The organism is Chitinophaga sp. H8 (genome assembly GCF_040567655.1).
Classification (GTDB): domain Bacteria; phylum Bacteroidota; class Bacteroidia; order Chitinophagales; family Chitinophagaceae; genus Chitinophaga; species Chitinophaga defluvii.
Map to the genome: position 1 here is coordinate 1459190 of NZ_JBEXAC010000001.1, position 12802 is coordinate 1471991.

The 12802-nt window shown below is 46.6% G+C and carries 7 protein-coding genes; 6 read left to right on the forward strand and 1 reads right to left on the reverse strand.

Annotation, left to right across the window (positions count from 1 at the left end; translation table 11 throughout):
• The first annotated feature begins 22 nt into the window (after nucleotides 1–22).
• The 5 genes from ABR189_RS05640 (at nucleotide 23) to ABR189_RS05660 (ending at nucleotide 8655) form a co-directional block, all read left to right on the forward strand.
• Nucleotides 23–2686 (forward strand): alpha-L-rhamnosidase, encoded by a 2664-nt coding sequence (locus ABR189_RS05640; protein WP_354659478.1) that lies wholly within the window; start codon nucleotides 23–25, stop codon nucleotides 2684–2686.
• 214 nt (nucleotides 2687–2900) lie between these two features.
• Complete coding sequence (locus ABR189_RS05645) at nucleotides 2901–3431, forward strand: gluconate 2-dehydrogenase subunit 3 family protein (RefSeq protein ID WP_354659479.1); 531 nt, start codon at nucleotides 2901–2903, stop codon at nucleotides 3429–3431.
• A 22-nt stretch (nucleotides 3432–3453) separates the two neighbouring features.
• A complete protein-coding gene (locus ABR189_RS05650; protein ID WP_354659480.1) occupies nucleotides 3454–5169 on the forward strand; it encodes a GMC oxidoreductase in 1716 nt (571 codons plus the stop codon).
• A gap of 30 nt (nucleotides 5170–5199) precedes the next feature.
• On the forward strand, nucleotides 5200–8226 hold the full coding sequence (locus tag ABR189_RS05655; RefSeq protein WP_354659481.1) for a PVC-type heme-binding CxxCH protein: 3027 nt from the start codon (nucleotides 5200–5202) through the stop codon (nucleotides 8224–8226).
• 144 nt (nucleotides 8227–8370) lie between these two features.
• Nucleotides 8371–8655 carry a zinc ribbon domain-containing protein gene (locus ABR189_RS05660; protein ID WP_354659482.1) on the forward strand — a complete coding sequence of 95 codons (285 nt, stop codon included), beginning with the start codon at nucleotides 8371–8373 and terminating at the stop codon, nucleotides 8653–8655.
• A gap of 80 nt (nucleotides 8656–8735) precedes the next feature.
• Here ABR189_RS05660 and ABR189_RS05665 read toward each other — a convergent pair whose 3' ends face one another.
• Nucleotides 8736–11459, reverse strand: a complete 2724-nt coding sequence (locus ABR189_RS05665) for a cation-translocating P-type ATPase (RefSeq protein WP_354659483.1) — start codon at nucleotides 11457–11459, stop codon at nucleotides 8736–8738.
• Nucleotides 11460–11778: 319 nt separating this feature from the next.
• Between ABR189_RS05665 and ABR189_RS05670 the strand changes: the two genes are divergently transcribed.
• Nucleotides 11779–12801, forward strand: a complete 1023-nt coding sequence (locus ABR189_RS05670) for a zinc-dependent alcohol dehydrogenase family protein (protein WP_354659484.1) — start codon at nucleotides 11779–11781, stop codon at nucleotides 12799–12801.
• Nucleotide 12802: the final 1 nt, after the last annotated feature.

A 12802-nucleotide genomic window follows, 5' to 3' on the forward strand; every position in this document is an offset into this window, starting at 1 on the left:
CAGCGCTAAAAGCAAATAGCAAATGAACACACTATTATTGCTATGGTTGGGCATTACTTCCCAACCTAAGGCTATGCCTTTGCCCTTACCGGAACCGGTACGGCTCCAATGCGAATACCTGGTAAACCCGTTAGGGATAGATGCCGCACATCCGCGCCTTGCCTGGCAACTGGAAGACAACCGTCAGAGCGCTGTACAAACCGCCTGGCAATTGTCCGTAGGTACGGATTCGCTGAGTGTAGCGGCAGGAAAAGGGAACAGCTGGCAAACGGGCAAAACGCTCTCTGATCAACAACGGGTAGTATACGCAGGAAAACCGCTACAGCCCTTCACTAAATATTACTGGCGTGTAACCCTGTGGGATAAAGATGGTAAGCCATCAACAGGGAGTGCGGTGGCCAGCTTTGAAACGGGCATGATGCGGGAAGAAAACTGGAAAGGTTTCTGGATCAGCGATTCCCGTGATGTGAACGAAAAGAAAGCTCCTTACTTCCGCAAGCAGATCCGCCTGAACAAACCGGTAAAATCTGCCAGGGCATACATCGCAGCAGGGGGATTGTATGAATTGTATATCAACGGGGCAAACATAGGTGATCAGCGCCTCAATCCCATGATGACACGGTACGACCGCCGTACCCTCTATCTCACTTATGATGTTACGCCACAGTTGCGTAATGGCGATAATACCATTGGTGTGTTGCTGGGTAATGGGTGGTATAATCATCAACCCGCCACAGAGGGTTGGTACTTTAATGCGGCTCCCTGGAGAAACCGTCCTACCTACTGTTTAAACCTGCGGGTAACGTATGAAGATGGTACAGTGGAAACGATCTCTACCGACAAAACCTGGAAAACATCTTTCGGTGGATTGGTATACAGTAATATCTACACTGCCGATCATTATGATGCACGGCAGGAACAGGAAGGCTGGAATAAGAATGGATTTGATGATGCCAAATGGAAAGAAGTAGTATACCGTTCTGCACCTTCCCCACATATCGTAGCACAAGCCATGCAGCCTATCCGCTATGTGGAAACAATTCATCCAAAAAGCGTTAAGAAGATCAACGATACCGTGTATCTGTTTGATCTGGGAAGAAACATTGCAGGGGTGAGCCGCATTACGGTGAGCGGTAAGGCAGGTACCACACTGCGCCTAAAGCATACCGAACGGCTGGACAAGAATGGCCGTGCCGATATGTCCAACATTGGTTTGTATCATCATCCTACTGATGCTTCTGATCCTTTCCAGGTAGATTTCTTTACCCTGAGTGGCAAAGGCACGGAATCTTTTACCACGCTATTTGGTTACAAAGGATTCCAGTACGTAGAAGTATCAGCAGATGCGCCGGTAGAACTGAACGCACAAAGCATTACCGGCTATTTCATGCACAGCGATGTGCCACCGGTAGGAAAGATCAGCTCTTCCAACCCCGTGCTTGACAAAATATGGTGGGCTAATAACAATTCCTACCTGAGTAACCTGTACGGCTATCCCACGGACTGCCCGCAACGGGAAAAGAACGGTTGGACCGGTGATGCCAACATTGCTATTGAAACCGGGCTATATAGTTTTGACGGGATCACGGTGTATGAAAAGTGGATGGCAGACCACCGCGATGAGCAGTTGCCCAACGGTGTGCTCCCCGCTATCATTCCCACCAGCGGATGGGGATATGAGTGGGCCAATGGACCCGACTGGACCAGCACCATTGCCATCATCCCCTGGAACATTTACCTGTTTTATGGTGATACCAAAATTCTGGAAGATAACTATGACAACCTGCGCCGGTATGTGAACTATATTCAAACCATCAGCCCCGATGGATTGACCACCTGGGGGCTGGGCGACTGGGTACCTGTAAAGTCTGTAGCCAATATGGAGCTGACTTCTTCCGCCTTTTACTTTACCGATGCCAGCATCCTGGCAAAGATTGCTAAGGTGCTGGGTAGGGAAGACGATTACCGCACTTATAAGGCATTGGCACAAAAGATAAAAGCAGCCATCAATAAAAAATTCCTGAACACTACTACAGGCATCTATGCTTCGGGATTACAAACCGAGCAAAGTGTACCGCTTCACCAGGGATTGGTACCGGAGGAACTGAAAAGTAAAGTAGTGGAGCAGTTGGCCAAAAGGGTGGCAGCAGATAATTATCACCTGGATGTAGGTATCCTGGGAGCAAAAGCCATCCTCAATGCACTGAGTGAAAACGGCTATGCCGATGTAGCCTATACACTGGCTGCACAGGAAACTTATCCTTCCTGGGGATGGTGGATTGTAAACGGGGCCACTACCTTTTATGAAAACTGGAAGATAGATGCCGCGCGTGATATCTCCATGAATCATGTGATGTTTGGCGAAGTAGCCGCCTGGCTGTATAAGGGTCCGGGAGGCATAAAGCCGGATCCCCGTCAGCCTGGATTCCGCAACGTGTTGCTGCAACCGCATTTTGTAAAAGGACTGGACCACTTTGAAGCCCGGCATACAAGTCCTTATGGCGAAATCGTTTCTTCGTGGAAAAGGGAAGGAGGTGCAGTGATGTATGAGGTGACCATACCACCCAATGCCACCGGAGAAGTATTTATGCAGCCCGGGCAAAAATGGTATGAAAAGGAAAAGCAGCTGAACACAGCTGGTACGGTGAAACTGAAAGCAGGCCATTACCAGTTTGTGATCCTGTAAGGTATTTCACCGAAAGAAGTATCTCCCAAGGAAACAATTATAACGGCTGCTGCTGCGAAGGCAGTTTTACTAAGGTGTGCCGTTGGTAGTGTGTTTTCAGGGTGTGGAACTTTCTTGCCTTATCCCTTTTACTTGCTATTTTTATTTACTATTTTACGGTGTTTTCGGATATAAACCGGCGCATCCACGTAATAATTATTAAAACCAGGTACTCATGGAACGTAGAGCAGCGATTAAAAATTTATTGATTATAGCAGGGGGGATCGCTTTATTACCATCCTGTGCAGAGGAGCCAGGGAAGGCCTCTATTCAATTAACCCATCTGGATATCAGTGCCGATCAGGAAGCGCTATTGGCCGAGATTGCCGAAACTTTCATTCCCAAAACCGATGGACCGGGTGCAAAGGAACTCAACCTGCATTTGTTTACTTTAAAAATGGTGGATGATTGCCATGGTAAAGACGACCAGGATAGTTTTGTGAAAGGTTTGAATAAGATAAACCAGCTGGCAAAAGATAAGCATCAGCAACCATTTGCCAAATGCACCCCGGAGCAGCGCAGCCAGTTGCTCACCGCAGCCATGCAGGAAGAACAAACACCCAAGGAGATTAAGACCATGTTGGAGATCAGCAAGCACCGGGTGATCCAGGGATTTACAAATTCCAAATATGTGATGACGGATCTGAACAAGTATGAGTTGGTACCTGGCAGGTACAATGGTTATTTCCCGGTAAAGCAAGCTTAATCACACTATCAAGAGGAACATCATGGCAAATTTAAATATAAAGAGTATTCAGGACCGCACGTTTGATGCGATTGTAATAGGATCAGGGATCAGCGGCGGCTGGTCGGCCAAGGAGCTGACAGAAAAAGGATTAAAAACACTGGTGCTGGAAAGGGGCCGGGATGTAAAGCACATCAAGGATTATCCTACCACCAGTTTGCTGCCGTATGAGTTTGAACACCGGGGCGAATTGCCGTTGGCGGTCAAAGAAGCATCACCCATTGCCAGCCGCTGCTATGCTTTTCAGGAAGATGCAGCGCACTTTTTTGTAAAAGATAAAGAGCATCCTTATATACAGGACAAACCATTTGACTGGATCCGTGGTTACCAGGTGGGCGGTAAGTCACTGTTATGGGCCAGACAAACACAGCGCTGGAGCGACTTCGATTTTGAAGGACCTGCCCGCGATGGTTTTGCAGTGGATTGGCCCATCCGTTATAAAGACATTGCGCCGTGGTATAGCTATGTAGAAAAATTTGCAGGCATTGCCGGAAATAGGGACGGCTTAAAAGAACTGCCTGATGGCGAGTTTCTGCCAGCTTATCCATTTAATGCCGTGGAAGATTATTTCCGGGAGCAGGTTAATAAAAAATACCAGGGCCGTCATGTGATCCGGGCACGTGCCGCGCATTTATCGCAGCCACAGCCTATCCACCTGGAGCAGGGGCGCGGTAAGTGTCAGAACAGGGTATTATGCCAGCGCGGATGTCCGTTTGGCGGGTACTTTAGTAGCAATGCCTCTACTATTCCCTGGGCACAGAAAACAGGTAATCTTACGCTGCGTCCATTTTCCGTAGTACATTCTATCATCTATGATGAAAAGCTGGGAAAAGCTACCGGTGTAAAGGTGATAGATACTAATACCAAAGAGGAAATAGAATACTTTGCCAAAGTGATCTTTGTAAATGCAGCGGCGATTAATACTAATATCATCCTGCTCAATTCTATCTCCAATCGTTTCCCACAGGGGTTGGGTAATGACAGTGGTGTATTGGGTAAGTATGTAGCCTTCCACCATTATGGGGGCAGTGTATCCGGCAGGTATGAAGGTGATTTGGATAAATTTACGGTAGATGGCCGTAATCCGGCGGGTTGTTATATCCCCCGGTTCAGGAATGTGTACAAACAGGAAACTAAATTTCTGCGCGGTTATGCAGCAGGCTTTGGCGCAGGCCGTGGTACGCATAGCGATACCGGCGCGATGGGCGCATCGTTGAAAGAAAGCTTATTGAACCCCAAGCTGGGATCATGGGGCGTAGGATCGCATATGATGGGAGAAACCATTCCCAAGGAAGAGAGTTACATCAAGCTGGACAAGGACCAGAAAGATGACTGGGGTGTGCCGTTGGCAAAGATCTCGGTTGACTTTGATGATAATGATAAGCAGATGCTGAACGATTATTTTGAGCAGCTTTCTGAAATGTTTACCAATGCAGGATTTAAAGACGTACAGTCGCACCGGTGGGAGCGTGCTCCAGGCCTGGATATTCATGAAATGGGCGGTGTACGGATGGGGCATGATCCCAAAACGTCTATGCTCAACAGTTGGAATCAGCTGCATGCATGCAAGAATGTGTTTGTAACAGATGGCGCCTGCATGACTTCCACCTCTACACAAAATCCATCACTTACGTATATGGCCTTTTCGGCCCGGTCTGCTAATTATGCTGTGGAGGAGCTGAAGAAGGGGAATCTGTAATTGAGGGATACATCTTCTAAACAGTTACCTATGAACGTATTCCACTATGCCCTGCCTGTATTGGCAGCAGGTGTACTCTTGTCGTGTCAGTCCAACCGTGCTTCCCAGGCAGCGGTAGTATTGACGGAAGAAGAAAAGCATTTGCCGGAAAATGCCCTCTATGGCCTCCAGGCAGCAGCAAACTTACAGGTAGGCCTTTTTGCACATGAGCCAATGCTCGTCAATCCCACCAATATAGATATAGATGCCAAAGGCCGGGTATGGGTATGCGAAGGATTTAATTACCGCAATCCGCTCAATCCCTCCAATCCTTATCATCCTAAAGGTGACCGGATCATGATCCTGGAAGATACCGATCATGATGGCAAGGCCGATAAGCAAACGGTGTTTTACCAGGGACCGGATGTAAACAGTGCTTTAGGGATAGCCGTGTTAGGTAATAAGGTGATTGTATCCCGCAGTCCTAATGTATTGTTGTTTACAGATGAAAACGGGGATGGCGTGGCCGATAAAAAAGATACGTTATTTACTCATTTAGGTGGTGAGCATCATGATCATGCCATACATGCTTTTTCTTTTGGGCCGGATGGGAAGTTATATTTCAACTTTGGCAATGAAGGGCATGAGCTGAGGGATAAGTACGGTAATCCTGTGAAAGATGTAACAGGTAATATAGTGAAGAATGACGGGCATCCTTATCGTCAGGGCATGGTGTTTCGTTGTAATACAGATGGTAGTGAGGTGGAGGTATTGGGCCACAACTTCCGCAATAATTATGAAGTAGCAGTAGATGCTTATGGCACCTTATGGCAATCGGATAATGATGATGACGGCAATAAAGGCGTGCGGATCAATTATGTGATGCCGTATGGCAATTATGGTTATACGGATGAGATGACCGGCGCCAGCTGGAGTGATCCGCGTTTAAACCGGGAAGATTCTATTCCTTTCCGGCATTGGCATCTGAATGATCCGGGTGTGGTGCCGAATTTATTGCAAACAGGCGCAGGTTCTCCCACCGGTATATTGGTATATGAGGGCAAGTTGCTCCCGGAGCGTTTCCGTAATCAGCTGATCCATGCAGATGCGGGGCCTAATGTAGTGCGTTCCTATGCGTTAACGGAGGACGGTGCAGGATACAAGGCCACGATCAACAATATAGTAGAAGGCACGGGAGATAACTGGTTTCGTCCATCGGATGTGTGTGTGGCACCGGATGGCTCTGTGTTCATTGCCGACTGGTATGATCCAGGTGTAGGTGGGCACCAGGTAGGGGATCTGGCACGTGGACGTATTTTCCGGGTAACCCCCTCCGGCGATGCTGCTTATAAGGTACCCGCTGTTAACCTCGATACTCCCGAAGGAGCTGTAAAAGCGCTGGAAAGCCCTAATCTGGCCACGCGTTACCTGGGGTGGATGCAATTGATGTCCTTAGGAGATAACGCCATTCCTGCGCTTAAAAAGGAGTATCGTTCAGACAATAGTCGTTACCGTGCCCGTGCGCTGTGGTTGTTAAGCAAGCTGCCTGCGGGAAATACTTATATCCAGGAGGCATTAAAAGACAAGGATGCCAATATCCGTATCACCGCCTTACGTGCAGGCTTGCAGTTAAAGGGCGATACTATTGCGCTGGTAAAGCAGCTGGTAAATGATGGGGAGCCCGCTGTACGGCGGGAAGCTGTAATTGCCCTGCGGCATAACAGTTCACCGGCTGCACCGGAGCTATGGGCACAGCTGGCACGCCAGTATGATGGTAAAGACCGGTGGTACCTGGAAGCGCTGGGCATAGGTGCTGATAAACAATGGGAACCGTTTTTTAACACCTGGATGAAAACCGTAGATAGTAACTGGAACACTGCCACCGGAAGAGATATTGTATGGCGGTCAAGGGCTACCTCCGCACTGCCACTGCTGGCTAAGATTATTACCGATCCGGCTAATGATCCTGATAAATCCGTTAAATACTTCCGTGCGTTCGACTTTCATCCCGAAGCAGGCAAGTTGGGTATCCTCCTGTCTTTATTGCAGGCCGGACATCCCCAACAGGCCCGTATCAACGTAAAAGTATTAGGCCTGCTGGATCCTGCGCATATGCGTAATAACCCTGTGGTACAACAAGCCCTAAAAATAGCTTTAGCAGGAGTAGCCAATCCCCAGGAATACCTGGACCTGGTAGGATACTACGAGCTTAAAGACAAAGCCCCGGAACTGCTGGCTATCATCCGGCAAACTGATGACACTAAAATACAGGCTGCTGCCATGCGGTTATTGTTACAACTCAATGGAAGTGCGACTGTGCAGCAGGCGTTGCGTAAATCTCCGGATAGGTTGATCGCTGCACTGGGTGCCGTAGGAGATAAGCCCAGCAAAGACCTGCTTCAGCAGGTAGTACTCAATAAACAGTATTCGCTCAAAGACAGGACAGCAGCTACTACCGCTTTAGGGAAAGGCCGAAGCGGGGAAGAACGCTTATTACAACTCCTGAAGAAACACCAGCTCCCGGATGATGTAAAGAGCGTAGCCGTAACAATATTCAAAAAAACGGATAGGCCGGAAGTGCGTGAGGCAGCAAGCAAATACCTGGATGGCCTGGTGGTAGCTTCCAGCAAACTGCCCCCGGTAGCAGACTTGCTAAAAATGAAAGGCAATGCTACCAGTGGTGCAGCGGTGTTTGAAATGTATTGCAGCACCTGCCATGTGGTAAATAACAAAGGCACCGACTTTGGTCCCAACCTGTCGGAAATAGGTTCCAAACTATCCGCAGAAGCAATGTATAAAGCTATTCTCTCTCCATCTGCGGGCATCAGCTTTGGCTTTGAAGGATATAACTTCAAGCTGGCCAACGGTACTACACTATCCGGCTACATCGCCAGCCAAACGGAAGATGACATCACCATCAAAGTAATAGGAGGGATTTCCGAAAAGCACAAGAAAGCGGAGATCGTGGAGAAGAAACCACTTACAGGATCGCTGATGCCTGATGGCCTGGGCGAAGGGATGGGGACGGAGAAGCTGGCGGACGTGGTGGCGTATATTGAGGGATTGAGGAAGGGGTGAGGGGAATCATGACTCCAATGATGACGAAAATCAGGCCAAGGGGTAACTTCGGTCATATGCTCTTTTACCTTTTGGCAGTACTTTTAAGCAAAATAATGCCGCAATATTTAGAGGAAGGCATTTTATTTAAACAAAATGAAAATCATGGAAAATAATAAGATTTGCCAGAGTTGTAGTATGCCACTGGACCAGGCAGCACTTTTGGGAACAGAAAAAGATGGTTCCCCAAGCCAGGAGTACTGCAAATATTGCTATCAGCAGGGTGAATTTACCCATCCCGGTTTGTCTCTGGAGGAGATGAAGCAACGCATGGTCAGTATGATGGAGAATGAAAAATTACCGCAAGATATATTGGAAGCGGCGGTCAACCGTTTGCCGCATTTGAAAAGATGGGCAGCTAAAAATGTGGATGCCAGCCCGCACCCATGACCCAGGTTGCTGCCATGGCAAAACATCATTTTGCATTTACAACGGAAATTATTTGGATCCTGATATAAGTGCAGGGATGTTTATATAGTTAATCTCATTTTTTTAAGGACCCTTACAATAACGGCAGTTAATATAGAATATAATGATATAATACCCCACTCGGCCCAACTGATCACTGTAATTCCTAAAGCACTTTTTACTGGTGAAACCCAGTAAGCGACCAGTGAAATTATAATGCAGCAGGTAATGGAATACCATACCACCTTGTTTCGAAATACATCTGTTTTATGAAAGGCTATTTCTCTCTTAAATGTCATATTAAGTACCTGGCATAACTGGGAAAAGATCAATGTGTAAAAGAGAATATTATTGTATACCAGGTTATTCCATTCATCATTGCGATGAAGCATCAGATGGCTGGTGACCACTGCTCCAAGAGTAGTGGCTGTAATTACAAAAGAATAGATAAAAATAGCCGCCCATCTTTTTTTATCAATAATCGGGGTGTTGGGAGAATAAGGTTTTCGTTGCATAATCTGATCACCACTATTGCTGACTCCCAGTGCAAGTGCCGGCATTGTGTCTGTCATGAAGTTGATGAACAGGATTTGTAGCGGGAAAAGCTGGAATGGCAGATTGAATAGTGCACATATGGCAATTACCAATAGTTCGCTTAAATTACCGGATAACAGGAAGATGACGAATTTCCGTATATTTTCGAAAATGATCCTTCCTTGCCTGATAGCAGATACAATGGCAGTAAAAGCATCATCTTTCAGGATCATGTCAGCCGCTTCGCGTGCCACCTGTGTTCCTCTTAGGCCCATGGCGATACCAATATCCGCTTTTTTCAATGCCGGGGCATCATTTACACCATCCCCGGTCATGGCTACTATCTTTTTTGCATCCTGCAAAACAGTGACCAGGTGCTGTTTTTGCTCAGGGCTTACCCTGGCAAATACGCTGGCCTTTAACCATTGTTTCCTGTCCAGCACTGTTAACTGATCACTAGGTTTCATGTCACTGCCAATTATTACATCTTCCCCCGGAGTGGCTATCCCTAATTGCACTGCGATATGCTTTGCGGTTTCCGGATGATCCCCTGTAATCATGATTACTCTTATACCCGCTTTCTTACATGCTTTAATCGCTTCCATCACGCCGGCTCTTGGTGGATCAGTGAAGCCGATGATACCGGCAAGGGTTAAGTTATACAGGAATGACCCTTCCTGCTTTGATGTTTCCCGGTAGGCAAAGGCCAGCATACGGAACCCTGATTGCGCATGTTGGGTGGCAATACCCTTCCATGCTTCTCTTTCTTCATCATCCATGTGCCTTTCCCCGCTTTCATCCAGCACAGAAGTGCAATGTTTCAGTATATCTTCCACTGCTCCTTTTGCCGCTACATAATAAAACTCATCCCCGTCTTGGCTTTTGTGACAGGTAGCCATAATCCTTGTTTCGGATGAGAAAGGTATTTCATCAGTTTTGATAAATTGCTGCTGATAATCCTCCGGTTTTATTCCCGACGCATATATCATTTTAAGCAAAGCTATTTCCAGCGGATCTCCGGAAGCATGTGTCTTATTGCCGTCTGGTTGATAACTGGCCGTATTGCATAATGCTGATATACGGCACAAATGAGCGTAAGCTGTTGTACCTGAGATGCTGTTGTTTTCCGTCCAATGCATGGAGGTTCCAGCGGCATTGACCATAACATGAGCTGAAAGGTTTTCTACTTGAATAAGAGATACTTCAATCTTATTTTGTGTAAGTGTACCTGTTTTATCGGTGCAAATAACTTCCGTTTCTCCAAGTGTTTCTACGGCAGACAATTTTTTTACGATGACATTATGTTTGACCATCCTCAGCATACCAAAAGACAAAACAAGTGTAGTGACAACGGGTAGCCCTTCTGGGATGGCCGCAACGAACAAGGCGATTGCTGTTTTTAATACAGTTGTGATGGGAGTGCCATAAAAGATGCTTCCTGTAAATATAATGACAATCAATCCCAGGGTTATCCCAATCAGTTTTTTACTTAAGTAGCGGACTTTTTTTTCCAACGGTGTAGCCACTTGCTCTGCCTGCTGAACAATACCGGCAAGTTTGCCAAGTTCTGTTTCCATGCCGGTATTTACAACTACAGTTAAACAATTGCCTTTTGTAACAAAAGTGCCTTTATACAACATATTGTTTCTTTCAGCTAATGGCGTGTTTTCCGGTAGCTCGTGCTGGTGTTTATCTACCGGGAAGGATTCGCCGGAGAGGGTGGATTCATCCACCTGAAGTTGGTTAAAGTTGATAATCCTCGCATCGGCAGTCACCATGTCACCGCTTTCTGCAAAAAGGAGATCTCCGGGTACCAATAATTCAGATTTTATCTCCATCATTTTTCCATCCCGGATAACTCTCACCGAAACAACGCTCATTTTTTTCAGTGCTTCCATGGAACGATGTGCCTGATATTCCATCCAGAAGCCAATCATGATATTCAGGATCATCACGATCAGGATAGCAAAAGCATCCAGCCATTCTTTAAAAAAGAAAGAAAAAATGGTAGCAATCGCCAACAGTAATATAAAAGGATTGGTAAACTGCCGGAGTAATATGAGTAAAGGCTGCCCGCTTTTAACTGTTGCTATGCTATTGCTGCCATATTGCATCAGTCTTGTTGCAGCTTCTTCCTTTGTTAACCCTTTGGTAGCATCTGTTGAATAGAGATTTATGATAGTTTCACCAGATAAAGCCCAGTATTTGTCAACTTTTTTCTTGCGGGACAGCAACATCTTTTTGTTTGTCATTTATGATAATATTTCACTGTTGCCTGGGCACCTTTTCCGAAGCAATAATGCATAGGATAAGGGTCACAGTTTTGCAAAGTTGCACATAGATAAATGTCTGATTTACTTACCGCAAATGTTCCTAAAAGGTAGCTATACAACAATGATACCGGTCAGAGGATCTGGTGATAGCTGTCATGCAAAAGATGACAGGACAATTCGCTGTATTCATGATGAAGATCAGTTTTATAGTTATTCGCTGTCATTGTCATCACAGCAGGTAGCAGATATCTTTGAACTGATGATGATCCCGGCTTGGTGATTACTAAAAATTGTTACAATGAGTGTTAAAAGTATATCTGGCAATATGCAGGCAATGGTGCTGGAAAAACCCGGCATGCCACTACAGCTCAAAACACTTCCTGTACCTATTCCGGCTGCCGGACAGGTACTGATAAAAGTAACCGCCTGCGGAGTATGCAGAACAGATTTGCATATACTTGACGGAGAACTCCCTTTGGTATTGCTGCCCATCATTCCCGGTCATGAAATAGTAGGAGAGGTGGTAGCACTGGGAGAAGGTGTTACGCTGCTGAAGCAGGGAGATAATGTGGGAGTACCGTGGTTGGGATATACGTGTAATCACTGTAAATATTGCATGCAAGGACAGGAGAATCTTTGCGAAAATGCGCTTTTTACGGGTTATACTATGAATGGTGGCTATGCGGAATATACGGTAGCCTGGGAGGCATACTGCGTTAAAATGCCTGTTGGTTATGGCAATGCAGCCAGTGCACCTATGTTATGTGCCGGATTAATTGGATTCCGTTCCTGGCGAATGGTCCATGAACATGCACAGCACATTGGTATTTATGGCTTTGGCGCTGCTGCTCACATACTTACGCAGATTGCCAGGTTTCAGCATAAATCGGTATATGCTTTCACAAAACCGGGTGATAGTGTTGGCCAGCAGTTTGCCCTGGAAATGGGGGCAACATGGGCAGGTAGTTCCCTGGAGGCGCCACCCGTAAAGTTGGATGCTGCCATTATTTTTGCGCCTGATGGCAACCTGGTACCTATTGCGCTATCTTACCTGGATAAGGGAGGGATCGTAGTCTGTGGTGGGATCCATATGAGCGATATTCCAGGTTTTCACTACAATATGCTGTGGAACGAAAGGGCTATTAAATCTGTAGCCAATCTGACGCGGGATGACGCAACACTTTTTTTTAGTATCGCTCCACTGGTTCCTGTTAGTACATCCGTGCAATATTTCCCGCTGCACCAGGCAAATGAAGCGCTGGATAAACTCCGGGCCGGAAAAATAAAGGGAGCGGCTGTACTGATAATGCCATCAGCATAGT